The organism is Afifella sp. JA880 (genome assembly GCF_025379905.1).
In the GTDB taxonomy this organism is placed as follows: domain Bacteria; phylum Pseudomonadota; class Alphaproteobacteria; order Rhizobiales; family Afifellaceae; genus Afifella; species Afifella aestuarii.
Genome location: NZ_JAOANH010000003.1, coordinates 110,959 through 136,961, shown reverse-complemented (window position 1 = coordinate 136,961; position 26,003 = coordinate 110,959). Strand labels below are relative to the sequence as shown.

The 26,003-nt window shown below is 64.2% G+C and carries 22 protein-coding genes; 14 read left to right on the top strand and 8 right to left on the bottom strand.

Features of this window, described 5'->3' with window-relative positions; genetic code table 11:
• Window positions 1-33: 33 nt before the first annotated feature.
• Entirely contained in the window at window positions 34-813 is a 780-nt protein-coding gene (locus NYQ83_RS13680) for a 3-hydroxybutyrate dehydrogenase (RefSeq protein ID WP_261215349.1), read from the bottom strand.
• 164 nt (window positions 814-977) lie between these two features.
• On the opposite strand from NYQ83_RS13680, the gene NYQ83_RS13675 reads away from it, so the two are divergent.
• The 3 genes from NYQ83_RS13675 to NYQ83_RS13665 are packed head-to-tail and all read left to right on the top strand — an operon-like array spanning window position 978 to window position 5,539.
• Window positions 978-1,931 carry a Ku protein gene (locus NYQ83_RS13675; protein ID WP_261215348.1) on the top strand — a complete coding sequence of 318 codons (954 nt, stop codon included), beginning with the start codon at window positions 978-980 and terminating at the stop codon, window positions 1,929-1,931.
• A 6-nt stretch (window positions 1,932-1,937) separates the two neighbouring features.
• On the top strand, window positions 1,938-4,580 hold the full coding sequence (ligD, locus tag NYQ83_RS13670) for a DNA ligase D (RefSeq protein WP_409977002.1): 2,643 nt from the start codon (window positions 1,938-1,940) through the stop codon (window positions 4,578-4,580).
• A gap of 47 nt (window positions 4,581-4,627) precedes the next feature.
• Window positions 4,628-5,539, top strand: a complete 912-nt coding sequence (locus NYQ83_RS13665) for a BadF/BadG/BcrA/BcrD ATPase family protein (protein ID WP_261215346.1) — start codon at window positions 4,628-4,630, stop codon at window positions 5,537-5,539.
• 55 nt (window positions 5,540-5,594) lie between these two features.
• Here the strand turns inward: NYQ83_RS13665 and NYQ83_RS13660 are convergent, their stop codons facing one another.
• Genes NYQ83_RS13660 through NYQ83_RS13650 form a run of 3 tightly spaced genes read right to left on the bottom strand, consistent with a single transcriptional unit; the run spans window position 5,595 to window position 8,289 of the window.
• Window positions 5,595-6,461: an SDR family oxidoreductase gene (locus NYQ83_RS13660; protein ID WP_261215345.1), complete on the bottom strand. Its 867-nt coding sequence runs from the start codon at window positions 6,459-6,461 to the stop codon at window positions 5,595-5,597.
• On the bottom strand, window positions 6,461-7,585 hold the full coding sequence (gene queG / locus NYQ83_RS13655) for a tRNA epoxyqueuosine(34) reductase QueG (RefSeq protein WP_128291783.1): 1,125 nt from the start codon (window positions 7,583-7,585) through the stop codon (window positions 6,461-6,463). The genes NYQ83_RS13660 and queG overlap by 1 nt, the downstream gene beginning before the upstream one ends.
• 11 nt (window positions 7,586-7,596) lie before the next feature.
• Window positions 7,597-8,289 carry a glutathione S-transferase family protein gene (locus NYQ83_RS13650; protein ID WP_261215344.1) on the bottom strand — a complete coding sequence of 231 codons (693 nt, stop codon included), beginning with the start codon at window positions 8,287-8,289 and terminating at the stop codon, window positions 7,597-7,599.
• A 156-nt stretch (window positions 8,290-8,445) separates the two neighbouring features.
• Between NYQ83_RS13650 and NYQ83_RS13645 the strand changes: the two genes are divergently transcribed.
• Window positions 8,446-9,252, top strand: coding sequence for an undecaprenyl-diphosphate phosphatase (locus tag NYQ83_RS13645; RefSeq protein ID WP_261215343.1), 807 nt, complete (start codon window positions 8,446-8,448; stop codon window positions 9,250-9,252).
• Between the two features lie 93 nt (window positions 9,253-9,345).
• Here the strand turns inward: NYQ83_RS13645 and NYQ83_RS13640 are convergent, their stop codons facing one another.
• The 4 genes from NYQ83_RS13640 to cysQ all read right to left on the bottom strand — a co-directional run bounded on the left by NYQ83_RS13640 (window position 9,346) and on the right by cysQ (window position 12,999).
• Window positions 9,346-10,323 (bottom strand): complex I NDUFA9 subunit family protein, encoded by a 978-nt coding sequence (locus NYQ83_RS13640; protein WP_261215342.1) that lies wholly within the window; start codon window positions 10,321-10,323, stop codon window positions 9,346-9,348.
• 81 nt (window positions 10,324-10,404) lie between these two features.
• The gene (locus NYQ83_RS13635) at window positions 10,405-11,277 is read right to left on the bottom strand and encodes a TrmH family RNA methyltransferase (RefSeq protein ID WP_261215341.1); all 873 of its coding nucleotides are present in this window, start codon (window positions 11,275-11,277) and stop codon (window positions 10,405-10,407) included.
• Window positions 11,274-12,173, bottom strand: a complete 900-nt coding sequence (locus tag NYQ83_RS13630) for a class I SAM-dependent methyltransferase (protein WP_261215340.1) — start codon at window positions 12,171-12,173, stop codon at window positions 11,274-11,276. Before NYQ83_RS13630 ends, NYQ83_RS13635 begins: the two co-directional genes overlap by 4 nt.
• Complete coding sequence (cysQ, locus tag NYQ83_RS13625; protein ID WP_261215339.1) at window positions 12,163-12,999, bottom strand: 3'(2'),5'-bisphosphate nucleotidase CysQ; 837 nt, start codon at window positions 12,997-12,999, stop codon at window positions 12,163-12,165. Before cysQ ends, NYQ83_RS13630 begins: the two co-directional genes overlap by 11 nt.
• 140 nt (window positions 13,000-13,139) lie before the next feature.
• Between cysQ and NYQ83_RS13620 the strand changes: the two genes are divergently transcribed.
• The 10 genes from NYQ83_RS13620 to gyrB all read left to right on the top strand — a co-directional run bounded on the left by NYQ83_RS13620 (window position 13,140) and on the right by gyrB (window position 25,944).
• Window positions 13,140-13,925 (top strand): SRPBCC family protein, encoded by a 786-nt coding sequence (locus NYQ83_RS13620; protein WP_128290802.1) that lies wholly within the window; start codon window positions 13,140-13,142, stop codon window positions 13,923-13,925.
• A gap of 78 nt (window positions 13,926-14,003) precedes the next feature.
• Window positions 14,004-14,495 (top strand): (2Fe-2S)-binding protein, encoded by a 492-nt coding sequence (locus NYQ83_RS13615; RefSeq protein ID WP_092814731.1) that lies wholly within the window; start codon window positions 14,004-14,006, stop codon window positions 14,493-14,495.
• An 81-nt stretch (window positions 14,496-14,576) separates the two neighbouring features.
• Window positions 14,577-16,949 (top strand): xanthine dehydrogenase family protein molybdopterin-binding subunit, encoded by a 2,373-nt coding sequence (locus NYQ83_RS13610; RefSeq protein WP_261215335.1) that lies wholly within the window; start codon window positions 14,577-14,579, stop codon window positions 16,947-16,949.
• An 11-nt stretch (window positions 16,950-16,960) separates the two neighbouring features.
• A complete protein-coding gene (locus NYQ83_RS13605; protein WP_261215334.1) occupies window positions 16,961-17,779 on the top strand; it encodes an FAD binding domain-containing protein in 819 nt (272 codons plus the stop codon).
• A 312-nt stretch (window positions 17,780-18,091) separates the two neighbouring features.
• A complete protein-coding gene (rpsT, locus tag NYQ83_RS13600) occupies window positions 18,092-18,355 on the top strand; it encodes a 30S ribosomal protein S20 (RefSeq protein ID WP_092814887.1) in 264 nt (87 codons plus the stop codon).
• A 665-nt stretch (window positions 18,356-19,020) separates the two neighbouring features.
• Window positions 19,021-19,455, top strand: coding sequence for a rhodanese-like domain-containing protein (locus NYQ83_RS13595; protein ID WP_261215332.1), 435 nt, complete (start codon window positions 19,021-19,023; stop codon window positions 19,453-19,455).
• Window positions 19,456-19,523: 68 nt separating this feature from the next.
• Window positions 19,524-20,969: a chromosomal replication initiator protein DnaA gene (gene dnaA / locus NYQ83_RS13590; RefSeq protein ID WP_261215330.1), complete on the top strand. Its 1,446-nt coding sequence runs from the start codon at window positions 19,524-19,526 to the stop codon at window positions 20,967-20,969.
• 174 nt (window positions 20,970-21,143) lie between these two features.
• Window positions 21,144-22,259, top strand: a complete 1,116-nt coding sequence (gene dnaN / locus NYQ83_RS13585; protein WP_128290806.1) for a DNA polymerase III subunit beta — start codon at window positions 21,144-21,146, stop codon at window positions 22,257-22,259.
• A gap of 4 nt (window positions 22,260-22,263) precedes the next feature.
• Window positions 22,264-23,409, top strand: a complete 1,146-nt coding sequence (gene recF / locus NYQ83_RS13580) for a DNA replication/repair protein RecF (RefSeq protein WP_261215327.1) — start codon at window positions 22,264-22,266, stop codon at window positions 23,407-23,409.
• 99 nt (window positions 23,410-23,508) lie between these two features.
• Complete coding sequence (gene gyrB, locus NYQ83_RS13575; protein WP_261215325.1) at window positions 23,509-25,944, top strand: DNA topoisomerase (ATP-hydrolyzing) subunit B; 2,436 nt, start codon at window positions 23,509-23,511, stop codon at window positions 25,942-25,944.
• Window positions 25,945-26,003: the final 59 nt, after the last annotated feature.

Genomic DNA, 26,003 nt, shown 5'->3' with positions numbered 1-26,003 from the left:
AGGCCCTTCGAGCGGCTTCCGTTCCTTTGCCCTTTAAAGAGCCGTCCAGCCGCCGTCGATTGACAACGGTGTCCCGGTGATCTGGGCGGCCGCGTCGGAGCAGAGAAAAACGGCCATGGCGCCGATATCCTCGATCTTGACGAATTGCTTCGTCGGCTGGCGCTCCAGCATGACTTCGCGGACGACGGTCTCGCGGTCCATGTTGTGGGTCTTCATCTGGTCTTCGATCTGGCCTTCGACGAGCGGCGTCTTCACATAGCCCGGGCAGATGGCGTTGCAGGTGATCGGCTCCTCGGCAAGCTCCAGCGCCACCGTCTTCGTGAGGCCAACGACGCCGTGCTTGGCGGAGACATAGGCGCTCTTATAGGGCGAGGCGGTGAGACCGTGGGCGGAGGCGATGTTGATGATCCGGCCCCAGCCGGCTTCCTTCATCCCGGGCACGGCGGCCGCCGTGGTGAAGAAGGCGGAGGAAAGATTGATGGCAATGATCTGGTGCCATTTCTCGGCCGGAAAATCTTCGACCTTCGCCACATGCTGGATACCGGCATTGTTGACGAGGATCTGAACCGGGCCGATCTTGGCCGCCTCTTCGATGAGGCCGCGGCATTCGGCATCGACCGACATATCAGCCTTCACATATTTCGCCGTCACGCCGTATTCGGAGGCGATCTTCTCGGCGAGCTCGTGGTCTTCGGTGCGATCCGTGAAGGAATTGATCACGACATTGGCGCCTTCGGCGGCGAGCGCCTTGGCGACGCCGAGACCGATCCCGGAATTCGATCCGGTGACGACGGCGGTCTTGCCTTTCAACATGCTTCTTCTCCTGCGATTTCTTCGTTGCACGTGAAAATGCTGCGGGAGGCGCGGTTTTCCAGGCCAATTCCCGTGGCCGCAGGGCGGGCATGCGCAGTGGAACAACGCCCGCGGGCGCGGCGTTGAATCAAGTCAGTGAGTCTTATCAGTTAGTTGAGTCCGATATGCCCGCCGCCCGTCCTGTCTGGAAAGGTCAGCTGCGCCTCTCTCTCGTTTCCATCCCGGTCGAACTCTACTCGGCGACGAAGACGTCTTCCAAGATCTCCTTTCGTCAGATTCACGAGCCTTCGGGCAAGCCCGTGAAATACCAGAAAGTGGTTCCGGGTGTCGGGCCGGTCGATACAGATGAAATCCTGAAGGGCTTCGAATACGAGAAGGGGAATTACGTTCTTCTGTCGGAAGACGAGATCGACGAGGTCAAGCTCGAGACCAAGAAGACGCTGGAGCTCACGCAATTCGTCGGTTCCTGCGAGATCGACCCGCTTTATTTCGACAAACCGTATTTCATGGTGCCGCAGGACGAGCTCGCCGAGGATGCCTTCCGCGTGGTGCGCGATGCGCTGCGCCAGTCGGAGAAGGTGGGGCTCGGGCAGCTCGCGCTCCGCGGCAAGGAATATCTCGTTGCCATCAAACCCTGCGGGACGGGGCTTCTCCTGGAGACGCTGCATTACGAGGAAGAAATCCGCAAATCGGATTCCTTCTTCTCCGGCATCGGCGACGAGGAGGCGGATGAGGATCTCCTGGGCGTCGCCTCAGAGCTGATCGAGCGCAAGACCGCACCCTTCGATGCCGGCGTCTTCAAGGACCATTACGTGAAGGCGCTGCGCGATGTGATCGACTCGAAGCTCAAGAAGAAGCGGCCCAAGGTCGTGGAAAGCGACGATGACGAGGCGCCGAAACGCGGCGGCGACAACGTCATCGATCTGATGGCGGCGCTGAAAGAGAGCCTGGAGAAGAGCGGGGAGGACGGCAAGAGCGGCGGTAAGAGCAGCCGAAAGTCCGCTGCGAAGACGTCGTCTTCTTCGGCGAAGTCGCGGAGCGGCAAGGCCGGCACCGGCAAATCCTCGTCCCGGGCGAAGTCCTCCAGCTCGTCCGGCCGTCAGCGCAAATCGGCTTAAGGAGACTTGATGGCGACGGCAGATCTTCTCAAGACCTATCGCACCAAGCGCGACTTCGCAAAAACGCAGGAGCCGAAGGGCAAACGCGGCAAGGCCAAGGGCGCGAGCTTCGTCGTCCAGAAGCATGATGCCACCCGCCTGCATTACGATTTCCGGCTCGAGCTCGATGGTGTTCTGAAGAGCTGGGCGGTGACAAAGGGCCCGAGCCTCGATCCGGGCGAAAAACGCCTGGCCGTCCATGTGGAGGATCATCCCCTCGATTACGGCGGCTTCGAAGGGACGATCCCCAAGGGCCAATATGGCGGCGGCACGGTGATGCTGTGGGATCGCGGCACCTGGGAGCCGCTCCATGATCCGCATGAGGGCTTGAAAGAGGGCAAGCTGCATTTCCGTCTCAACGGCGAGCGGATGAAGGGCGGCTGGGCGCTCGTCAAAATGCGCGGGCGGCCGAAGGAGAAGCGTGAGAACTGGCTTCTCATCAAGGAGCGCGACGAGACGGCCGACGAGAGCGATCCGCTGCTGAAAGACCACGAGACCAGTGTTGCGACCGGCCGCAGCATGCAGGCGATCGCGGAGGGCGCGGATTCGCCCGTGTGGGAATCGGAGCCCGAGAAAGGCAGTGAGACTGCCAAGGGCGAGACCGGCTCCAAGGGCAAGGCGGCTGCCAAGAAGAGCGCAGGGACGAAAGACGCCAAGGCCGCGCTGCCGGCCTTCCGTTCGCCGCAGCTTGCAACCCTCGTCGATGCCGTGCCGTCGGGTGCCGGCTGGGTCCACGAAATGAAATATGACGGCTACCGTCTGATCGTGGCGCTCGGTAAAGGAGGCCCGAAATTCTTCACCCGCAGCGGCCAGGATTGGACGGCAAAATTTCCCAAGCTCGCCAAAGCTTTCGCGCCGCTCGGCGGGCGGTCGGCGCTCGTCGACGGCGAGCTCGTCGCTTTCGACGACAAGGGACGGACCGATTTTTCCAGCCTGCAGCGGGCGATCGGCGAGGGGGGCGATCTCGCCTTTTTCGCCTTCGATCTTCTCGAAATCGATGGCGAGGACGTGACCGGCGAAAAACTGAGCGAGCGCAAGACGCGGCTCAAAGAGCTCTTGAAGCCGCTGCCGAAAAATTCCGTCGTGCAGTTTTCCGAACATGTGCGCGGCGAAGGCGAGAAGGTGCTGTCGGCGCTCTGTGCCGGCGGGCATGAGGGCATCGTCTCGAAAAAGGCGGATGCGTCCTACCGCTCGCGGCGCACCAAGACCTGGCTCAAGATCAAATGCACGAAGCGGCAGGAATTCGTCATCGGCGGCTGGTCGCCTTCGCAGCGGCGCACCGGCTTTTCGTCTCTCCTTCTCGGCACCTTCGAGGACGGAAAACTTCGTTATAACGGGCGTGTCGGAACGGGGTTCGATGAGAACGATCTCGACGCGTTGTCGGCGCGGCTGAAAGCGATCGAACGCAAAACGCCTCCCTTCGCCGATGTGCCGAAGGCGGTGGCGCGCGGCGCCCATTGGGTGAAGCCTGCGCTCGTCGCCGAGATCGCCTTCACCGAATTCACCGGCGACAACATTCTGCGGCATCCCTCATTCCTGGGACTGCGCGAGGACAAGGAGGCCAGCAAAGTGAGCCTCGAAAAACCTGTTGCGGCGACAGGCGCCGAAACTTCGTCGAAGTCGAAGCAAGCGCCAGGGAAGCAAGGGTCCGGGAAGCGGGGCTCGGGCGGAGCGTCGTCTGCGGGAGCCGCAAGCGCCGCGGGCGACGGCGACGACATGCGCGTTGCTGGCGTGCGTCTGACGTCGCCCGATCGTGTCGTCTTTCCGAGCCAGGGTCTGTCGAAGCGCGATCTCGCGGAATATTACGCGGCGATCGGTGAATGGATGCTGCCTTATCTCGCCGAGCGCCCACTCAGCCTCGTGCGCTGTCCGCAGGGGCGCGCCAAGAAGTGTTTTTTCCAGAAGCACGATTCCGGCGGTTTTCCCGACGAGATGAAGCGCGTGGAAATCATCGAGGGCTCCGGCGACAAGGAGCAGTATTTCTATGTCGACGATCTCGCGGGCATCCTCGCGGGTGTGCAGATGGGGGTGATGGAATTCCACATCTGGGGTTCGCGCATCGATCAGGTCGAGAAGCCGGAGCGTATCGTCTTCGATCTCGACCCCGATGAAGGGCTCGATTTCGGTGATGTGAAGACGGCCTCCTTCGACCTCCGCGACAGGCTCGCCGATCTTGGCCTTCAGAGTTTTCCGATGCTTTCCGGCGGCAAGGGCGTGCATGTCATCGTGCCGTTGACCCGGCGCGCCGAATGGCCCGAGGTGAAGGCGTTCGCGCGCGGCTTTGCGATGAGACTTGCCGAGGAGGCGCCGGAGAAATACGTGGCGACGATGTCGAAAGCGAAGCGCAAGGGGCGGATTTTCCTCGATTATCTCCGCAATGAGCGTGGCTCGACGGCGATCGCACCCTTCTCCACGCGCTCGCGCGACGGGGCGCCGGTGGCGACGCCGGTCTCCTGGGACGAGCTCTCATCGGTGAAAGCGGCGAACGCCTACACCGTGGAAAATCTGCCGAAGCGGCTCAAGGCGCTTCGCGGCGATCCCTGGGGCGAATATCAATCCGTACGGCAGTCGGTCACGAAGGCGGCGATGAAGGCGATCGAAGGCGATTGAGCGCGAACCGTCGGCGCAGCATCTCAAGGCATCGGGAACAGGTTTTTATGGAAAGAACGATTCTGGCAGTCGACGCCGGCGGCACGACTTGTCGCGGGCGCCTGGTCGCCCCCGATGGGGCGGTCCTCGCGAGTGGAGAAGGCGGTGCCTGCAATCCCTCCACGGATCTTGCCGGGGCGATCGCCGTCCTCGACGCCCTCATCAATGTGCTCTGCCGGCAGACCACGCCGCAGACCCAGCGCGGATCGGTCGTTCTCAGCCTCGGGGTGGCGGGCCTCGTCGACGTCAACCGGCGTGCGGCTTTTCTCGCCGCACATGAGGGATTTGCTGAGATCGTGTCGATGTCGGACGGCTATGCGGCGCTTGTCGGAGCGAGCGGCGGGCAGCCGGCGCGGCTTATCATCCTCGGTACCGGTGCCGCCGGGCACCGGCTTTTTGCGGATGGGACCTCGATCCAGCGCGACGGCTGGGGTTTTCTCGGGGGAGATCGCGGCTCCGGCGCCTGGCTCGGCCGCCGGGCGGTGGAGGCCGCGCTGAAGAGCTTTGACGGGGCGGCGCCTGAGAGCCTCCTGTCCGAGCGGCTCGTGGCCCGGCTCGGTGGCAGAGAGGCAGCTATTCTGGACTGGCTGTTGCAGGCGAGGCCCCGGGATTTTGCGGCACTCGTGCCGGAGATCGTCGCGGCCGCGGAGGCGGGTGATGACGCAGCCGCAACGCTTCTCGAGGCTGCCGCCGATGAGGCCACGGCTCTCGTCTCTTCGCTTGGCGATGGCCGCGGCGGGAAGAGCGTCAGCGGAGAGAGCGACGGGGAGCCGCTCTACCTCCTGGGTGGGCTTTCGGTGCTTTTGCGCACCCGCATCGAAAGGCGGCTCGGTCGGCATCTCGACGTGCCGCAGGGCTGCGCGCTCGACGGTTGTGTCCACGTGGCCCGCGGAAAGGCGCCGCAGGAGCGGCGCCGGTAGGAAAGACGCTGGCTCTGTCAGCCGGCGTCCTGCCGGGCAGGCCGGCAGAGAGGGCTCAGTCGTTTTCGGCGGCGAGAATGGCTTTCAGGCCCTCGCGATAGGTCGGGTAGGCGAGGGTGACGCCGAGTTCGTTCTTGATCTTGTCGTTTTTGACCCGCTTGTTCTCGCCATAGAAGGTGCGCGCCATCGGGCTCATATTGGCGGCCTCGAAACGGACTTCCTCCGGCGGCTCGACACCCAGAAGCTCGGCGGCATAGGTGATCACGTCCTGCGGTGCAGCCGGCTCATCGTCGGTGCCGTTGAAGATGCCGGACGCGTTCTGCCGGAGAGCGGCGGCTGCGATCTGGCCGATATCCTCGCCATGGATGCGGTTGAAGACCTGTCCGTCCTTGATAATGCGGCGGCTCGTGCCCCGGCGGATCTTTTCGAACGGGCCGCGGCCGGGGCCGTAGATGCCGGAGAGGCGGACGATGGAAACGGGAATGCCCGTCGTCTCTGAGAACGAGAGCCAGGCGTTCTCCGCCTCGACCCGCTGCTTGGAGCGCTTCGAGACCGGCCGGCATTCCGACGTCTCGTCGACCCAGCCGCCATCATGGTCGCCATAGACGCCGACCGTGGAGAGGTAGCAGATCGAATTGGGACCCGCTTCCGACAGGGCGTCGCCGAAGACGTTGAGCACGGGATCACCCGTCTCGTCGGGTGCGATGGAGACGAGGACATGGGTTGCCTCGGCGAGCGCATCGGAGACGGCACCGTTATGGGGCGCGCCGGCATTTCCGTCGAAGAGGAGAGGCATGGCGCCGAGCGCGGCCATCGCATGCAGGCCTTCGGCGCTGCGCGTCGTGCCCCAGACGCTTTCGGGTTCAAGTGCGTCCATGGTGAACCGGGCCGAATAACCGAGGCCAAAGCAAAAGAGATCCATCAATCCTCGCCAAGCAAATTCCATTCGCCGCGCACGGCGGCATTGTCTTCTTGCGGCAAAAGTTCTGCCCGTGCCCTCTCTGCCGTTTCGGGGGCGAGCCTGGCGAGTGCCCAGATCGCCGCGCCGCGCACAAGCGGGCTTTCGTCATCGAGCCTTGCCCTAGCTTCCGATGCAAGCTCCGCATCGCCCGAATTGCCGATCGCGATCAAGACATTGGAGACGAATTTCGCCCGTCCGATGCGTTTGATCGGCGAGCCGGAAAAATGCTGCCGGAAGGCGGCATCGTCCAGGCGGACCAGGTCTTTCAGAGAAGGCGCCTGAAGATCCTCGCGGGCTTTCAGCTTCGCCTCAGAGGCGGTTTCCGCAAACTTGTTCCACGGGCAGGCGGCGAGGCAGTCGTCGCAGCCATAGATGCGGTTGCCGAGGTCTTTGCGAAATTCGCGCGGGATCAGGCCTTTGTCTTCGATTGTCAGATAGGAGATGCAGCGCCGCGCATCGAGCTGGTAGGGCGCCGGGAAGGCGTTTGTCGGGCAGGCCTCGAGGCAGCGCCGGCACGAGCCGCAATGGTCCGTTTCCGCGGGATCTGCGGGAAGCTCGGCGGCGGTGAAGATCGCGCCCAGAAAAAGCCAGGAGCCGTGGTCGCGCGAAACGAGATTGGTGTGTTTGCCTTGCCAGCCGATGCCAGCGGCCGCCGCCAGCGGCTTTTCCATGACGGGGGCGGTGTCGACAAACACTTTGATCTCGTCGGGGAGATTGCGGCGGCGCGCTTCGGCGGCAAACCGCGAGCCGATGCGCTTCATCGCGCCCTTGATGAGGTCGTGGTAATCGCGGTTGCGGGCATAGACGGAGATCGTCGCCTTCTGCCGTTCCGCGAGCGTGGCGAGGGGATCGCCTTCGGGGCCGTAATTCATGCCGAGCATGACGACGGAGCGAACATCGCGGAAGATGCGGCGTGGATCGGCGCGCCGGTCCGCCGTTTCCGGCATCCATTCCATGCTGCCGTGGCGGCCTTCGTCGATCCAGACGCCGAGGCGCTTGCCGGCGCCTCCGAGCCCGTCCGGATGCGTCACGCCGAGGGAGGTGAAGCCTTCGTCACGGGCAATTTCGGCCAGGAACGCCTTCAGGCGCTCCGTCTCTAGAAGTCGAGATCGGCGTAATGGGCCGGCGGCGTCACGCCGCGCATCTGGTCGTTGAGGAGCGGACGGAAGGACGGTCTCGATTTGATCCTCGCGTACCAATCCTTGACTTCCTCATATTCCTGCCAGGGCACCTCACCCAGAAAATCGGCCACGGAAAGCGCCGCGGCGGCGGCGAGATCCGCGTAGCTCATGCGGTCACCGGCGAGCCAGCTCTGTTCCACGATCAGATGATCGATATAGCGCAGGTGCATGCGGATATTAGCCCGGCCGGCGCGCAGAAGCGAGGAATCGGGCGAGGAATCCATGCCGAGCCGAGACATCTCGCGTTTGATGACCCGCTCTTCTGCGAGGTAGACCGTCACCTCGGGATCGAACTTTCCGAGAAACCAGTCGAGAAGCCGTCGCACCTCGGCGCGGCCATCGGCGCTTGCCGGCAGAAGCCGGTGTTCGTCGAGGGCAAAGCCGCGGGTCTCGTCGAGATATTCAGATGCCGGCCAGGCGCCGACGATCGGCGGGCCGTTGTCTTCCTGCATCACCGGCAGCGTGCCCGCCGGATTCATCAGCAGAAATTCCTCACGGCGCTCCCACGGGCGCTCCTCGATCAACTCGCAATTGAGATCGCATTCCCCCACCGCCAAACGGATGAAGCGGGAGGGAACGGACAACGGATGGTGGTAAAGCCGGATCATCAGCGGGGCTGGCTATCAAACTGGTGAAAGGAAATGGGAACGCTCATTGCGGCATGGTAGGAGCCGCACGCTCGCGACGATTCGCGAGCGCCCTTGTGCCATGGCGGCGCAATCGGGCGAAGGTTGGGCGATCGCCTATGCGGGAAAGGAAAGAGCTTGGATATCGGAACCATCTTTGATGCCGCTTTCCTCGGTTTGATCGAAGGGTTGACGGAGTTCATTCCGGTTTCATCGACAGCGCACATTCTGCTCGCCGGGCATTTTCTGGGCTTCGAATCGACGGGCAAGACCTTCGAAGTGCTCATCCAGCTCGGCGCCATCCTGGCCATTCTGTCGGTCTATTTCGGGCGGTTGTGGCGTGTGGCGACACAACTTCCGACGAGCCCCGATGCAAGGCGCTTCGTCATCGCGATCCTCCTCGCTTTCCTGCCGGCCGCAGTCATAGGTGCCATCGCGCACGATTTTATTAAGAATGTCTTATTCGAGACGCCGGTGTTGATATGTATCACCCTGATTGTGGGTGGCATCATTCTCGCGTTCATCGATCGGCTGGACCTGAAGCCGGTCCATCATGACGCGATGCGGTATCCGCCGGGGCTCGCCTTCAAGATCGGCGTGTTCCAGTGTCTTGCGATGATCCCGGGTGTTTCCCGCTCCGGTGCGACCATCGCCGGTGCGCTTCTGATGGGCTGCGACAAGCGTTCGGCGGCGGAATTTTCCTTCTTTCTCGCCATGCCGACGATGGCCGGTGCCTTCGCCTACGATCTCTTCAAGAATCGCGCGCTCTTGTCGGCCGACGATGCGGTGATCATCGGCGTCGGCTTCGTCTTTGCCTTCGCGGCGGCTCTCGTCGTGGTGCGCAGCCTGCTCGACTTCGTCTCCCGCCACGGCTTTACGCCGTTCGCCTGGTGGCGCATCGCCGTCGGCACGGCGGGCCTCATCGGGCTCTGGCTCTGGGGCTGATCTCTGCGGCGCGGCGGGAGCTCGCCCCGCCGCTTCAACGTTCTGAATGACTTCGGAGCGCGGCTTGGTCGCGTTTCGCGCTCCGGCCCTGCCTCAGACGGGATGCTTCTCGGCGAACTGCCCGTGGTCGCGGAAGCGCACGAGGTAGGTCGGGAGAATGAGCTCCAGCGCGGCAGGATCGATGCCGAGGCCTTCGAGCGTGCGGCCTTCCGCTTTCGCCTCTTCCGAGACGACATTGTCGAGCCGGAGCTGACGCACCTGATCGTAGGTGAGGGGCGGCGAAGGCAGTTTGCTCATGATGCGGCCCATCGGCTTGGCGACGCTGAAGGGGATCGACACGATCTTGCGACGGCGGTTGATGACTTTCAGCATGAGCTCCATGCATTCGCGGAAGGTCAAAACCTCCGGGCCGCCGAGCTCATAGGTCGCCCCGGGCTTCGCCTTGCCTTCGAGACTGTTAGCAATCGCCTCGGCCACATCGCCGACGAAGACCGGCTGAAAGCGCGAGCTGCCATCGCCGATGATCGGCAGGATCGGAGACATCGCCGCCATGCCGGCAAAGCGATTGAAGAACTCGTCTTCCGGCCCGAAGACGATCGACGGACGCATGACGATGGTCTCCGGCCGGTGTTCGCGCAGCCCCGCTTCGCCCTCCGCCTTGCTGCGGAAATAAGGGATGTCGGAGTTCGCGTCGGCGCCAATGGCGGAGACATGGACGATATCGTCCACGCCGGCGGCTTTGGCCGCTTCGCCGATGGTGCGCGGACCTTTTGCCTGCACGGCGTCGAAGTTCTGGGCCCCGCCCTGGTAGAGGATGCCGACCAGATTGACCGCGGCGTCGGCCCCATCAAGGGCGCGTTCCACCGACCAGGGGTAGCGCAAATTCGCCTGCATCGGGACGATCTGCCCGACCGAGCCGAGCGGGCGCAGGTGGAAGGCGAGATCGGGGCGCCGCACGGCGACGCGGATGCGCCAGCCGCGCAGTGCAAGGGCACGCACGACATGACGGCCCAGAAAGCCAGAGCCCCCGAAAACGGTGACGAGGCGGGTCGGTTCGCTCGGTGGTTGCACGTTCAACTCCTGCCAGGCGTGTGGCTTCTCAGGCGAGAAGCGCGGGTTGCGGACACATATAGTCTCGGCGGCATGCGGCCATCAACGTCCCGTACTTCGTAAAGGTTGAGCTTTTGCCAAGGTCGCGGCGTTTTGTGGGTGCTTCAGCGCCTCGTAGATCATCAAGCCGGTGGCGACGGCGAGGTTGAGCGAATCCGCTCCCTCGCGCATCGGAATGCGCAAAAGGCCGTCGCAGGCTTCGGCGAGCGCATCGGTCAGACCCTGGCGCTCATTGCCCATGACGAGGACGAGTGGCGGCGCATAATCCGCCTCGCGGAAATCCTCTGTGGCCGAAAGATGCGTGCCGAGGAGGCGCGCCGAATTGGCCTTTGCCGCGGCGAGGAAGGCCGCCTCATCGGCGGTGGCCAGCGACACGTGGAAGAAGGAGCCCATGGAAGCGCGCACCGTTTCCAGCGAAAACGGGTCGCAGCATTCGCCGATGAGTGCGACGCCCGCGACGCCCGCCGCATCCGCCGTGCGCAAAATGGTGCCGAGATTGCCGGGATCGCGGATGCGGTCAAGCCCGATCCACAGGCCTTCGCGGCCGATCTCCTTGCGGGGCGCCAGCCTCTGCTCGAAGACGCCGATGACGGAATGCGGGTTGTCGCGGCGGGAGAGCTTTTCCAGGACCGGGCGACTGACGGAGAGGACGCGCCCGCCCGCACCTTTGACGGCGGCGGCGGTGTCGGCAACCGCGCCCTCCTGCAGGCTCTCCGCAGAGGCGATGAAATCGTGGACGCGAAATCCCGTCTCCAGCGCGTCGCGCACGAGCTTCAGGCCTTCGCCGAGAAAAAGGCCGGTGCGGTCCCGCTCCTTCTTCTTGGCCGAAAGGGCTGAGAGCTGTTTGACGATGGGGTTCGAAGGGCTGGTGACGCGGTGAAAGCCTGGGCGCCACTCTTCCTCGGCTTCGTTCATTGTGGTTTCTCCGCCCGGCAATATAGGGCCGTGGGCAAGGCCTTGGCGCGGCCTTCGCCGAGAAGCGCCATTTCGCCGGACGTGACCCTGCCGCCGACGATATCGGCCGAAAGCTGGTGCAAAGCGAGATAGGAGGCGCGGATCGCATAGGCCGTCAGGATCAGCGTCCCGCCGGGCTTCAGGCACTGGGCGCAGAGTTTCAGCATCTCCGGCAGATCCTCAAACAGATGCCAGGTCTCGCCCTTCGGCCCGCGGCCGTATTTCGGCGGATCGAGCAGGATCATGTCATAGAGATTGCCGCGGCGCACCTCGCGGGCGGCGAACTTGCCGGCATCGTCGAGGAGCCAGCGGATCGGCTTGTCATCGAGCCCGGAAAGCGCCTGGTTTTCGCGCGCCCAGGCGATCGCCTTTTTGGAGGCGTCGACATGGGTGACCTGGGCGCCGGCCTGCGCGGCGACGAGCGAGGCGATGCCGGTATAGCCGAAGAGATTGAGGAGTTTCGGCGCCTCAAGTTCCTTGAGCCGCTCTTCGACGAAATCCCAATGCACGGCGTGTTCGGGGAAGACGCCGACATGGCGGAAGGATGTCAGGCGGCAGGTGAAGGCGAGCGCGCCGTGACGGCACGTCCATTCCGTCTCGCTGGCGTTCTGCCGCCAGCGTCCGGCGCCTTCCTCTTCCACGTCGCCGGTGAAGACGGCGTCTGCCCGCTGCCATTGTTTCGCGGGGAGAGAAGGCGCCCACATCGCCTGCTCCTCCGGCCGGTCGAGCAGCATCGGCCCAAAGCGCTCGAGCTTGCGGCCGTTGCCGCTGTCGAGAAGCGCGTAATCCTCGTGGCCGCGGCTTGCGAGCACCCGCGGCTGAAAGGTGGCGTCGTCCGGAAGGGGGTCAGTCTGCACGATTGCCGATCAGAGTTTCTGTGAGCGTCGGGTCGCCGATCGCCAGGAAATAGGGGTTCTGGAAAGGGCGGGGCCCGCCTTCGTGTTCGCGACCATAAAGAAAGGGCGTGCCATCGAGGTTGAGAACCTGGCCGCCGGCAGCCTCCAGCACCGCCTGGCCGGCCGCCGTGTCCCACTGCATGGTCGGACCGAGACGGGGGTAGAAATCGGCCTCGCCCGCCGCAAGCAGGCAGAATTTGAGCGAAGAGCCGATTGAGCGCGTCTCCGCGGCTTCGAAACGGTCGAGAAATGCGGCCGTCTCCGGCGACATGTGCGAGCGGCTCGCGACCGCGATCGGCGTTTCCGGGACGGGGCGGATGGCGATCGTCTGCAGGTCGGTGACGATCCCCGACGGCCGCTCCACCTCGCCGCGCCACGCCTCCTGTTTGAGGCCGCAGAAGAACTTGCCGAGCACCGGGGCGTAGACGACGCCGGCGACCGCATGTGCGTCCTCGACGAGGGCGATGTTGACGGTGAATTCGCCGCTGCCGCTCAGGAATTCTTTCGTTCCGTCGAGCGGATCGACGAGGAAGAAACGGGAGCCGCATTCGGGCGGTCCGAACTCCGAGCAGGCCTCTTCGGCGACGATCGGGATGTCGGGAAAGTCGTGGCGCAATCTTTCGGTGATGAGCTTTTCGCTCGCCCGATCCGCTGCGGATACGGGTGATGAATCGGCCTTCTTCTCCACGGCGAGGTCGCCGTCATGGATTTCGAGAATGGCCTCCCCGGCAGCGATCGCGATCGTCATGAGCGTATCGAGCGGCGCGGGCAGTTGGCTGAGTGGCATGAGGTCCCTTGTTGTCTCCGGCCTTGTCGTCTCCGGTCTTGCCATCAAATAGCCTTTGCCGGGGTTTGTTTGCCAGTTGAGTATGAATGGGCCTGTGTGCACAATCGAACGCAATCAACAAGGGGGCGTAGGGAGGCAGTATGAAACTCACCGGTGAATACGTGATCACGGCGCCGCGAGAGAAGGTCTGGGCGCTGCTCAACGATCCGGACGTGCTGCGCGAATGCCTGCCCGGCTGCGAAGAACTCCATGAGACCGAAACCGGCGGCCTGTCCGCGCGGGTGACGACGAAGATCGGACCGGTGAAGGCGACCTTCAACGGCACGGTGGAACTGCAGGATGTGAAGCCTCCCGAGAGCTACCGGATCGCCGGCGAAGGCCAGGGCGGGGTCGCTGGCTTTGCCAAGGGAACAGCCGATGTGCGCCTTGCCGAAGAGGGCGAGACGACGATCCTGACCTATGACGCCGATGCGCAGGTGGGCGGCAAGCTCGCCCAGCTCGGCAATCGCCTCGTGGGATCCACCGCCAAGAAGCTCGCCGATCAATTTTTCTCCTGCCTCGCCGAAAAGGCCGGCGGGCACACCATCAAAGCCGATGAGGCGGCGCCGGCTGCCGGCACGGCCGATGAAGCCGTGCTCTCAGAGCCTGCCGGCACGGCTGCGATCCCCGGGGCCACCGTGCCGCCGCTCGCGACAGGCGTGCCGGAAGTGGGCGGCCAAGAGACCGCCACCGGTACCAGCAGCGAGGCCAGGCGCGAGGGCGAGCATGAATCGGCGTTTTCGCATGCCGCCCACGAGCTGGAGCATGCCGCTGAAGAGGCCGAGGAGGCGGTCGAAGAACGCGCCGCCGGCGGCTTCCTCGGCGGGCCCATGGTCTGGGGCTTTATCGCGATCCTCGTCCTGATCGTGCTCTGGGCGATTCTTTAAGATCGCGGCCGCATCGCCGGCCGCGATCTGAATAACGGGCGACACGCCCCCATAACAAAACTCATAGGGAGGGTTTCAATGGTCACTGTGACGATGACGGTGAATGGCCGTCAGGTCTCCAAGGAGGTGGAAGATCGCCGCCTCCTCGTGGACTTTCTGCGCGAAGATCTGGAGCTGACCGGCACGCATGTCGGCTGCGACACCTCGCAATGCGGCGCCTGCGTCGTGCATCTCGACGGCAAGGCGATCAAATCCTGCACCATCCTTGCGGCGCAGGCGGACGGGACGTCAATCACGACGATCGAAGGGCTCGCCGACGGCGCCGAGCTGCATCCCCTGCAGGCGGCCTTCAAAGAGCATCACGGTCTGCAATGCGGCTATTGCACGCCCGGCATGATCATGTCCGGCGTCGACATCATCCGCCGGCACGAGGGCCAGCTCGACGAGGACACGGTGCGCCACGAGCTGGAGGGCAATATCTGTCGCTGCACGGGCTACCACAACATCGTCAAGGCGATCCTCGCCGCGGCGCAGGAGATGCATGGCGAGGTCCGCCAGGCCGCCGAATAGACGCGTTGATCTTGGATCCGGACCGCCCCGCAAGAGACCCGACAAAGGGTCCGGCAAAAGGGTGCGGCCGAAGGAGGAAACATGGCTCAAGATGGCATCGGCGCGCGGGTCGCGCGCAAGGAAGACAAGCGATTCATCACCGGTAAGGGACGATACGTCGACGACATGCGCGTCGCGGGCATGAAGCATGTCGCTTTCGTGCGAAGCCCATACGCCCACGCGAAGGTGGGGGGCATCAATTCAGAACAGGCGCGCAACATGCCGGGCGTGCTCGCCGTTCTCACGGGCTCGGAACTCGTGGCCGACGGCATCGGCAATCTCATCTGCGGCTGGATGGTCCATTCCAAGGACGGCACGCCGATGAATATGGGCGCATGGCCGGCGCTGGCGCCGGAAGTGGTGCGCTTCGTCGGCCAGGCCGTCGCGATGGTGATCGCCGAAACGCGCGGCGAGGCCCGCGATGCGGCCGATGTCGTGGCGGTGGAATGGGAAGAGCTTCCCGCCATCACCGATCCGGCGAAGGCTTTGGGGGAGGGCGTCCCGCAGCTTCATCCCGAGGCGAAGGGCAACCTGATCTACGATTGGGAGATCGGCGACAAGGCCGCAGCCGACAAGGCTTTGTCGGAGGCTGCCCATGTCACCCGCATGGAGATCGTCAACAACCGCCTCGTTCCGAACGCCATGGAGCCGCGGGCGGCGCTCGCCCAATACGACGCGGCGGACGACCATTTCACCTTGTGGACGACGTCGCAGAACCCGCATGTGGCGCGGCTCGTTCTCTCCGCCTTCTACAATGTGGCGCCCGAACACAAATTGCGGGTGATCGCGCCGGATGTCGGCGGCGGCTTCGGCTCCAAGATTTTCATCTACCCGGAAGAGGTCGCCTGCCTGTGGGCGGCGCGCAAGACGGGACTTGCGGTGAAATGGACGGGCGACCGGTCTGAGGCCTTCCTGACCGACGCGCATGGCCGCGACCATGTCACGGTCGCGGAAATGGCCTTCGATGCGAACAACCGCATCACCGCCTTCAAGATCGACACGATCGCCAATTTCGGCGCCTACATGTCGCTCTTTTCGTCCTCGGTGCCGACCTATCTCTACGCGACGCTGTTGTCGGGGCAGTACGATATCCCGACGATCCACTGCAATGTGCGCGGCGTCTACACGAACACTGCACCGGTCGATGCCTATCGCGGCGCCGGGCGGCCGGAAGCGACTTATGTCGTGGAACGGATGATGGAGACGGCAGCGCGCGAGCTCGGCGTGGCACCACCGGAGCTTCGGCGGACGAATTTCATCCGCGAATTCCCGCATCAGACGCCGGTGATCATGAATTACGACGCCGGTGATTACGAAGCCTCGCTGAGCGCCGCTCTGTCGGCCTCCGATTATGCCGGGTTCGGCGAGCGCAAGGCGGAAGCCGCGCGTCGCGGCAAGCTTCGCGGCATCGGGCTCTCCTGCTATATCGAGGCTTGCGGCATTGCCCCCTCGCAGGCCGTGGGATCGCTCGGAGCGGGCGTCGGGCTCTGGGAATCGGCCGAAGTGCGGGTCAATCCGGTCGGCACGATCGAGGTTCTCACGGGCTCGCACAGCCACGGCCAGGGGCATGAGACGACGTTCGCCCAGCTCGTGGCGGAGCGTCTCGGTGTGCCGATCGACAATGTCTCGATCGTGCATGGCGACACCGACAAGGTGCAGTTCGGCATGGGCACGTACGGTTCGCGTTCCGGCGCGGTCGGCATGTCGGCGATTTCGAAAGCCATCGACAAGGTCGAGGCGAAGGCGAAAAAACTCGCCGCGCATCTTCTGGAGGCGGCGGAGGGCGATATCGAGATTGCCGATGGCGAGGTGCGTGTCGCGGGCACCGACAAGAAGCTCGGCTGGCATGAGGTCTGCCTTGCCGCCTATACGGCGCACAACATGCCGGAGGGGATGGAGCCGGGCCTCAAAGAGGGCGCCTTCTACGACCCGGCGAATTTCACCTTCCCGGCGGGCGCCTATGTCTGCGAGGTGGAGATCGATCCCGATACCGGCCACACCGAGATCGTCCAGTTCGTGGCGGCCGATGATTTCGGGCGGGTCATCAACCCGATGATCGTCGAAGGCCAGGTGCATGGCGGTATCGCCCAGGGCGTCGGGCAGGCGATCCTGGAGGGCTGCATCTATGACGCCGAGAGCGGCCAGCTCATCACGGCGTCCTACAATGACTACGCCATGCCGCGGGCGCACGATTTGCCGTCCTTCAAGGTGTCGACCACGGAGACGATCTGTCCGTCCAATCCGATCGGCATGAAAGGCTGCGGCGAGGCGGGGGCCATCGGCACGCCACCGGCGGTGATCAACGCCATCACCGATGCGATCGACAACAACGACCTTTCCATGCCGGCGACACCGGAGAAGGTGTGGCGGGCCCTGCGGGCCGGTGCCGCGCCGATGCGGCAGGCGGCGGAATAGGAGCAAAGCCCATGTATTCTCTCACCTATAAGCGTGCAGACAGCGTGGAAGAGGCGCGGCGCTTGTTCCAGGAAGCGTCCGATGCCGCTTATCTCTCCGGCGGCCACACCTTGCTGCCGACCATGAAGCAGCGGCTGGCCGCGCATGACGTGCTCGTCGATCTCACCCGCATCGGCTCCATGAAGGGGATCTCGGTCGAAGGCGATCGGGTCCGGATCGGGGGCGGCATGACGCATGCGGAGGTCGCGGGCTCCAGCGAGGTGCAGCGGGCGATCCCTTCGCTTGCCGCGCTCGCCGGTTCGATCGGGGATGCGCAGGTGCGCCATCGCGGCACGCTCGGCGGCTCGATCGCCAATGACGATCCGGCGGCCGATTATCCCGCGGCCGCGCTGGCGCTTGCCGCCACGATCACGACCGACAGCCGCGAGATTGCGGCCGATGATTTCTTCACGGCGCTCTATGAGACGGCGCTGGAGGAAAGCGAGATCGTGACGGGCGTGAGCTTCGCCATTCCCGAGGTGGCGGGCTATGCCAAGTTCCGCAATCCCGCCTCGCGCTATCCGATGGCCGGGGTCTTCGTGGCACGCCATCGCGATGGCTCGGTCCGCGTCGCCGTCACCGGTGCCGGCAATGAAGGCGTCTTCCGCTGGCATGCGGCGGAGACAGCGCTTGCCCGGGATTTCTCCGCCAATGCACTGGAAGGTCTCAGCGTCGACCCCGACCTGATGATGGGCGACATTCACGGCTCGGCCGAATACCGGGCGAACCTCGTCGCCGTGATGGCACGGCGGGCGCTCGCCAATCTCGGCTCCGCCGAAGCGATCATCTGAGGCGTCGCACGCTGCAACTGTAAGAGGGAGCGGCCGCGGCTGCGGCCGTTTCACTTTGGCGACCGAGGCGGCGAGAGAAGTCGGGCCTTTGCTCCGGCGATGCGCGTTACAACGGCGGGGCTAGTCTGTGTCGCTCAGGTCGCGTAACAATGCTTGTTTGCGGCAGGTGGAGCTTGCCGTTGACTGCCGGGCAGGGCGCAACTATAGCATCGGGCGACAACGCGGCCGTTTACGGCCGCGCTTTCTGTTGGGCCGAAGCGACAATTGTCGGCGCCGACAGAGCCCTTCAATTGGCAACGAACGGATCTTGATATGGCCAATACACCTTCGGCCAGGAAGGCTGCTCGGAAGATCGAGCAGCGCACGGCCACCAACAAGGCGCGGCGTTCGCGCCTGCGCACTTTCCTGCGGCAGGTCGAAGAGGCCATCGCCTCGGGCAACTCCCAGGCCGCCCAGAGCGCTCTGCGCGAGGCGCAGCCGGAATTGATGCGCGGCGCTTCCAAGGGCGTCCTGCACAAGAATACCGCGGCGCGGAAGATGTCGCGTTTGGCACAGCGCGTGAAGGCCCTCGGCTGAACGCAACCTGGCGGCGTCTTCGGTGCGCCGCCTCGCCTGAGATGACATGGCAGGGCGGGCTTTGCCCGCTTTCCACACACAGCCAAAGAGACGCTGCAGTGCCCTTTTTGCGGCCGGCGTCGAACGCTCCCGGCAGAGTCTGGTTGAGCCACGCTGTCAGAATTATCCATTCATTAACAAAAGTTTATGGGCAAGACGGACGCTCGGGCCCGGATTTTTGGACCGGATTACGAGTCAAGCCCAATTGCGCGGCAACGATTCTGACTCACTTCGAAAGCCGTTGCCGAAAACGCACATATTGCCCAAGACTCTGAGACTCCAAGGGCTTGCGGCGCGACGCTGGGACGGTCTTCCCGAAGGTCATGTCGGAGTCGTTTTTAGTTCGTTCCGTCTGCGGCGGATTCGGTGGTTGCCCCCCCCTCCGCTCTGTGGTTTTTAGGTCGCCACGACGGGGCGACCCGAATGCCCTCAGCAAAAGGTGAAGCCGAACGGCGCCAGGAATCCTTCCTGGCGTGGTGGATGCCTTGCGCCTGGGCGGGTCTACGCCCGGGGTTCGCTCCGTCGCGGCGGTCCTTCAAGACCGTCAAAACCAAAAGGCTGGGATCCCCTTTTACGGGTGTTTTTGGCGGCCGGGTCATGGCTCGGGCGGACAGGAGGCATTTGTCTTGCGTACAACGGCTTATCAGGGTGACGTCGGACCGGAGGAGGCCTGGAAGGCTCTCTCAGAGTCGGATGCCGTGCTGATCGATGTGCGCACGCGTGCCGAATGGGCCTATGTCGGTCTCCCGGATCTATCGCCCCTGGGGCGCCAGCTTTTTTTAGCAGAGTGGCAATCTTTTCCCACGCAACAGGTCGATCCGGAGTTTGCCGGAAAGCTTATGGCAGCCCTTGGGGAGGCTGGGGTCGGGCAGGAGGTGCCGCTCTATTTCATCTGCCGGTCGGGAGTGCGTTCCGCTGCAGCAGCAGCGGCCATGACGGCGGCAGGGTATGGTCCATGTTTCAACGTTTCGGGAGGGTTCGAGGGGGACCGCAACGAGGCTGGACATCGCGGGCAGATCAACGGCTGGAAAGCGGTGGGATTGCCCTGGACACAGTCGTGACTGTGGTTCGGGTGCATGAGGTGAAAGGCCTGGCGCGTCAGCGCCCGGCGCAAGGAGGACGAGGCAGTATGTCTGCAGAGGCGGCGAAAATCATGAAGGAGCAGGACGTGGCGGAGACGGACGTCGAGCGGCGCGACTGGGACGAAGCCTGGGCGCGCGTCAAAAAGCGGCTCCGGACGGAGCTCGGTGACGATGTCTTTACGTCATGGTTTGCGCGCATCGAATGCGACGGGGTTGCGGCGGGTGTCGTCAGCCTTTCGGCGCCGACCCTGTTTTTGAAGGGATGGATCAAGAGTCATTACAGTGACCGCCTGGTGGCGCTCTGGAACGCCGAATATGGCGATGTGCGCCGGGTCGATGTCGTCAAGCGCAGCCCCCTCAAGTTTCCTGCGCAAGTCAAGGTTGTGCATTCCGAACCCGCGCCGGCCCAGCCTCAGGCCGCGCAGGAGGATGCGGAAGACCGCTTCGCCGGCTCGCCTCTCGATGCCCGGCTGACCTTCACCAGTTTCTGCGAGGGCACCTCCAACGAGGTCGCGTTCCGCGCGGCCAAGGCCGTGGCCACGGCCCCCGACGGTGCACCTCCCCTCTACAATCCTCTCTACCTCCATGCCGGCGTCGGCATCGGCAAGACGCATCTGTTGCAGGCGATCGCGCATGAGACGCGCAAGCTGCATCCGCAGCGGCGGGTGATGTATCTGACGGTGGAGCGCTTCACCTTCCAGTTCGTCGCCGCCCTTCGCGACAAGGCCGCGCTCGACTTCAAGGAAAAGCTGCGTTCGATCGACATCCTCCTGATCGACGACATGCAGTTCCTGACCGGCCGCAGCGTGCAGCAGGAATTCTGCCACATGCTGAACGCGCTCCTCGACAGCTCCAAGCAGGTCGTCGTTGCAGCCGACCGCGCGCCGGGCGAGCTCGATGGGATCGACGAGCGCGTGCGTTCCCGCCTCAAGGGTGGCGTGGTGGTCGGCATGGCGCGCCCGGATACGGCGATGCGCCGCAAGATCCTCGATCTTCGTCTGGCGGCCGCGCGCGAACGCGATCCCAAGATCCAGGTGCCCGACAACGTGCTCGATTTCATCGCCCGCATGGTGGTGAGCAACGGGCGCGATCTCGACGGTGCCTTGAACCGGCTGATTTGTCGCGCCCAGTTTTCCGACCAGCCGATCTCGGTCGACGCCTGCGAACTGGCGATCGCCGATCTCATCGGGGACCGCGAGCCGAAGCGCATCCGCATCGAAGACATCCAGAAGATCGTCGCCCGCCATTACAATGTGAGCCGGCAGGATCTCGTCTCCGCGCGCCGCACCCGCACCGTCGTCAGGCCCCGGCAGATCGCCATGTATCTCGCCAAGACCATGACGCCGCGTTCGTTTCCGGAAATCGGCAAGCGCTTCGGCGGCCGCGATCACACGACGGTCCTGCACGCCGTGCGCAAGATCGAGGGGCTCGTCGGCGCCGATCAGAAGCTCTCCGACGAGATCGAGCTCCTGCGCCGGCTGTTGCAGGATTAAGTCCTCCGGCGCTGGCGGTGTTCTCCACCGCCGGCGCCCCTCTTCGTGGTTCTTCCGCGCAAGCGGCCACGCGCACTTGCTTTTGTCAGTGAGGCGCGCCAATTTGACCGCCCGCCGCTGCGATGCACCCGTATCCGCAGTGGCTTCGGGCCCTCCAATTCCTGGAATGCCGGTATGAAAGTTGCGATCGAAAGGGCTGCCTTCCTGAAAGCCCTGACCCCCGTCCATCGCGTCGTCGAACGGCGCAACACCATTCCGATCCTGTCGAATGTGCTGTTGCGCGTGGTCGAGGGCGGCGTGCTCTTGAAAGCCACCGACCTCGACCTGGAGGTGTCCAATCGGATGCCGGCCATGGTCGAGCAGCCGGGGGCCGCCACCGTGCCGGCGCATATGCTCTACGACATCGTGCGCAAGGCGCCCGAAGGTTCGGAGATCTCGCTGACGACCGGCGACGGCGGCACCATGAAATTGATGGCGGGGCGTGCCCGCTTCGAATTGCAGATGCTGCCGGATACCGATTTCCCGGACCTCGATCCTGGCGAGCTTCCGGTGCGGTTCTCCCTGACGGCGAGTGAATTGCGGCGCCTCATCGAGCGCACGCAGTTTGCAATCTCCACCGAAGAGACCCGCTATTACCTCAATGGCATCTTCTTCCACGTCTCGGGTGAGGGTCCGGAGCGGCGGCTGCGTGCCGTGGCGACCGACGGCCACCGTCTCGCCAAGGCGGAAATGACCGCGCCGGAAGGCAGCGACGAGATGCCGGGCATCATCATTCCGCGCAAGACGATCGGCGAGATGCAGCGGCTTCTGGAGGACGGTGACACCAATGTGTCGCTTGAACTCTCCGACACCAAGATTCGTCTGAGCGCCGGTTCGATCGTGCTCACCTCGAAGCTCATCGACGGCACGTTCCCGGATTACGAGCGGGTCATCCCGTCCGGCAACGACAAGGAGATGGTCGTCTCCAAGGACGTCTTCAAAAACGCCGTCGACCGGGTTTCGACCATTTCCTCCGATCGCGGCCGGGCGGTGAAGCTGGCGCTCTCCGAAGGGCGTCTGGTTCTGACCGTCAACAATCCGGATTCCGGCAGCGCCACCGACGAGATCGATGTCGATTACGATGCCGAGCCTTTGGAGATCGGCTTCAATTCGCGCTATCTCCTCGACATTGCCGACCAGCTGACGACGGGCGAAGCACGTTTCGAGCTTGCCGATCCGGGTTCTCCGACGCTCATTTGCGACAAAGAGGGCGGCGACGCGCTCTATGTGCTGATGCCGATGCGCGTGTGAGGTCATGATCGCGGCGCCTGCGGCTTGTCAGCAGGTCACGCTCGCTTCCCTGAAGCTGACGGACTTTCGCAATTATAAGGCGGTCGGGTGCGACCTCCGGCCGGGGCTCGTCGTGCTCACGGGCCGCAACGGTTCCGGCAAGACCAACCTCCTGGAAGCGGTGTCTTTTCTCTCGCCCGGCCGGGGTCTGCGGCGGGCAAAACTCGGCTCGGTCGCCCGCACCGACGGTGCCGGGGGCTGGGCGGTTGCGGCGGATATCGCTGCCGGCGAGGACGTTAGGCGCGTCGGCACCGGGCTTCGCTCCGCGGAAGAGGCAAGCCGGGAGGTGCGCGTCGACGGGGCGACGGCGCCCTCTTCGGAAGCCCTGTCGGAGTATTGCCGGGTTTTGTGGCTGACGCCGGCCATGGACGGTCTCTTCACCGGGGCGCCGGGAGACCGAAGGCGTTTTCTCGACCGCCTGTCGCTCGCCATCGATCCGGGGCACGGGTCTCGGGTGCGCGCCTTCGACCGGCTCATCTCAAGCCGCAATCGTCTGCTCGAAGACGATGCCGGGCCGCGCTGGCTTTCCGCGGTGGAGGCGGAACTCGCCGAAGCGGCGCTCGCCGTCTCGCTCGCCCGCCAGGAGACGGTGGCGCTCCTCGCCGGGCTGATTGCTTCCCATGACGAGACCTCCGCCTTTCCCTCCGCCGGGCTCGCGCTAGAGGGCGATTTCGAGGCGGAGCTGGTGGCGGGCCGCTCTGCAAGCGAGGCGGAGGAAGCCTATCGGGCCGCGCTTGCCTCCGAGAGAGGGCGCGACCGCGCCGCCAAGCGAACCCTTTCCGGGCCGCACCGCTCCGATCTCGCCGTCACCTTTGCCGCCAAGAACGCGCCGGCGGCGCTTTCTTCCACCGGCGAGCAGAAGGCGCTGCTGCTTGCCATCATCCTGGCGGAGGCGGAGCTCGTTGCCCGCGTTGCCGGAATGACGCCCATCCTCCTCCTCGACGAGGTCGCCGCCCATCTCGATGAGGGACGGCGTGCCGCACTTCTTGCGCGTCTCGAGGCGCTCGGCGGGCAGAGTTTTCTCACCGGCACCGACAAGGCCCTCTTTTCTGCCGTCAATGACAGCGGCCAGTTCATCGAGGTTGTCGACGGGCAGCTTTCGGTTGCTTAAAAGAGAAAAGCGAAAAGCATCGCGGACCGCCTTCATTGGCGTTGCCACAATCCCCATCTATAAGGGGAAATCCCATCTCTCTAGCCGATTCGAAAGCTTATGACGGACACACCCGAGACGCCACGCATTAGCCTCCCGTCAGATTACGGGGCGGGCTCCATCAAGGTCCTCAAGGGCCTCGATGCCGTGCGTAAGCGACCCGGCATGTATATCGGCGACACCGATGACGGCTCGGGCCTGCACCATATGGTCTACGAGGTCGTCGACAACGCCATCGACGAGGCGCTTGCTGGCTGGGCCTCCGAAGTGTCGGTCACGCTCAATTCCGACGGCTCGGTCACGGTGATGGACAATGGTCGCGGCATTCCGACCGATCTGCACCCCGAGGAGGGTGTTTCGGCCGCCGAAGTGATCATGACGCAGCTTCATGCCGGCGGAAAGTTCGACCAGAATTCCTATAAGGTTTCCGGCGGTCTGCATGGTGTGGGCGTCTCCGTCGTCAATGCGCTGTCCTCCTGGCTCAAGCTCAAGATCTGGCGCGACGGCAAAATCAACGAGATGCGTTTCGTGCACGGTGTCGCCGAGCAGCCGCTCGCGGTGATCGGTGAGGCGGGCGATATGACCGGCACCGAAGTCACCTTCATGCCGTCCACCGAAACATTCACGATGACGGAGTTCGACTTCGACACCTTGGAGCGCCGCCTGCGCGAGCTCGCTTTCTTGAATTCGGGCGTCAAGATCCGCCTGACCGATCGCCGTCATGCGGATGTGCGCGAGGAGCTCCTGGAATATGAAGGCGGCCTTGAAGCCTTCGTGCGCTATGTCGACCGGTCGAAGAAGCCGCTGATGCCGGCGCCGATCGCCGTCTATCACGAACGCGACGGCATCACCGTCGAGGCGGCTTTGTGGTGGAACGACAGCTATCACGAGACGGTGCTTCTCTTCACCAACAACATTCCGCAGCGTGACGGCGGCACGCATCTCGCCGGCTTCCGAGGGGCGCTGACGCGGCAGGTTTCCGCCTATGCGGAGAGCTCCGGCATCGTCAAACGCGAGAAGGTGTCCCTGACCGGCGACGATTGCCGCGAAGGGCTTTCCTGCGTCCTGTCCGTCAAGGTGCCCGATCCGAAGTTTTCCTCGCAGACCAAAGACAAGCTCGTCTCCTCCGAAGTGCGGCCGGTGGTGGAATCGGTCGTCAACGAGGCGCTCTCCACCTGGTTCGAGGAGCATCCGGCGGAAGCCAAGATCGTCGTCAGCAAGGTGGTCGAAGCCGCGGCTGCGCGTGAGGCGGCGAGAAAGGCGCGCGATCTCACCCGCCGCAAAGGCGCGCTCGACATCTCCTCGCTGCCCGGCAAGCTCAAGGATTGTTCGGAGCGCGATCCCTCCAAATCGGAAATCTTCATCGTCGAGGGCGACTCGGCCGGCGGGTCGGCGCAGATGGGCCGCGACCGCGGCTATCAGGCGGTGCTGCCACTTCGAGGCAAGATCCTAAATGTCGAGCGCGCGCGCTTCGACAAGATGCTCTCCTCCGATCAGATCGGCACCTTGATCACGGCGCTCGGCACCGGCATCGGCAAGGAAGAATTCAACGCCGACAAGCTGCGCTACCACACCATCGTCATCATGACGGATGCCGATGTCGACGGCGCGCATATTCGCACGCTGCTTCTGACCTTTTTCTATCGGCAGATGCGCGAGCTGATCGATCGCGGGCACATTTTTATCGCCCAGCCGCCGCTCTACAAAGTGACGCGCAACCGTTCCGAGCAGTATCTGAAGGACGAGCGGGCGCTCGAGGATTACCTCATCCGCGGCGGTCTGGAAGAGACGGTCCTGACGCTCGCCCATGGCGAAGAGCGGGCGCTCGAGGATCTGCGCGCCATCATCGACGAGGCGCGCGGCTTGCGCACGGCGCTCGACCGGCTGCATTCGCGCTACAATCGTGCCGTCGTGGAGCAGGCGGCGCTTGCCGGCGCTCTCGATGCGGAGCGCATGGCGGTGCCGGCGGAGGCGTTGCAGATCGCTGCGAAAACGGCAGAACGCCTCGATCGCATGGCCGATGAGACGGAAAAGGGCTGGCAGGGCGAGGTGCGCGACGGTGGCGTGCTCCTGCAGCGCACCTTGCGCGGCGTGACGGAGGTCGTGCGCCTCGATTCGGCGCTGATCGGTTCGGCCGATGCGAAGTCGATCAATCATCATGCCCAGCCGCTGATGGCCGTCTTCGACGAGCCGCCAAGGCTGCGACGCAAAGAGGTCGACAGCACGGTGTTCGGGCCGATGCAGCTTCTGGAGGGCGTCTTCGCCGTGGGGCGCAAGGGCATCACGCTGCAGCGCTATAAAGGGCTCGGCGAGATGAACCCGGATCAGCTCTGGGAGACGACGCTCGATCCGGAAAGCCGCTCGCTTCTGCAGGTCTCGGTCAAGGACGCGGACGCGGCCGAAATGATCTTCTCGGGCCTGATGGGCGACGATGTCGAGCCGCGGCGCGAGTTCATTCAGACGAACGCGCTGCAGGTGGCGAACCTCGACGTCTGAGGCTCGGCTCAGCGGTGGGCGCGCCCCGGTGCTTTGCCGGGGCGAGGTGCGTCTGCCGC

Bases quoted from the DNA above. Each gene is read 5' to 3' on its own strand.
- NYQ83_RS13680 (WP_261215349.1), bottom strand. From the start codon at position 813: ATGTTGAAAGGCAAGACCGCCGTCGTCACCGGATCGAATTCCGGGATC.
- NYQ83_RS13675 (WP_261215348.1), top strand. From the start codon at position 978: ATGCCCGCCGCCCGTCCTGTCTGGAAAGGTCAGCTGCGCCTCTCTCTC.
- NYQ83_RS13665 (WP_261215346.1), top strand. From the start codon at position 4,628: ATGGAAAGAACGATTCTGGCAGTCGACGCCGGCGGCACGACTTGTCGC.
- NYQ83_RS13660 (WP_261215345.1), bottom strand. From the start codon at position 6,461: ATGGATCTCTTTTGCTTTGGCCTCGGTTATTCGGCCCGGTTCACCATG.
- NYQ83_RS13650 (WP_261215344.1), bottom strand. From the start codon at position 8,289: ATGATCCGGCTTTACCACCATCCGTTGTCCGTTCCCTCCCGCTTCATC.
- NYQ83_RS13635 (WP_261215341.1), bottom strand. From the start codon at position 11,277: ATGAACGAAGCCGAGGAAGAGTGGCGCCCAGGCTTTCACCGCGTCACC.
- cysQ (WP_261215339.1), bottom strand. From the start codon at position 12,999: ATGCCACTCAGCCAACTGCCCGCGCCGCTCGATACGCTCATGACGATC.
- NYQ83_RS13620 (WP_128290802.1), top strand. From the start codon at position 13,140: ATGAAACTCACCGGTGAATACGTGATCACGGCGCCGCGAGAGAAGGTC.
- NYQ83_RS13615 (WP_092814731.1), top strand. From the start codon at position 14,004: ATGGTCACTGTGACGATGACGGTGAATGGCCGTCAGGTCTCCAAGGAG.
- NYQ83_RS13610 (WP_261215335.1), top strand. From the start codon at position 14,577: ATGGCTCAAGATGGCATCGGCGCGCGGGTCGCGCGCAAGGAAGACAAG.
- NYQ83_RS13605 (WP_261215334.1), top strand. From the start codon at position 16,961: ATGTATTCTCTCACCTATAAGCGTGCAGACAGCGTGGAAGAGGCGCGG.
- rpsT (WP_092814887.1), top strand. From the start codon at position 18,092: ATGGCCAATACACCTTCGGCCAGGAAGGCTGCTCGGAAGATCGAGCAG.
- dnaA (WP_261215330.1), top strand. From the start codon at position 19,524: ATGTCTGCAGAGGCGGCGAAAATCATGAAGGAGCAGGACGTGGCGGAG.
- dnaN (WP_128290806.1), top strand. From the start codon at position 21,144: ATGAAAGTTGCGATCGAAAGGGCTGCCTTCCTGAAAGCCCTGACCCCC.
- recF (WP_261215327.1), top strand. From the start codon at position 22,264: ATGATCGCGGCGCCTGCGGCTTGTCAGCAGGTCACGCTCGCTTCCCTG.
- gyrB (WP_261215325.1), top strand. From the start codon at position 23,509: ATGACGGACACACCCGAGACGCCACGCATTAGCCTCCCGTCAGATTAC.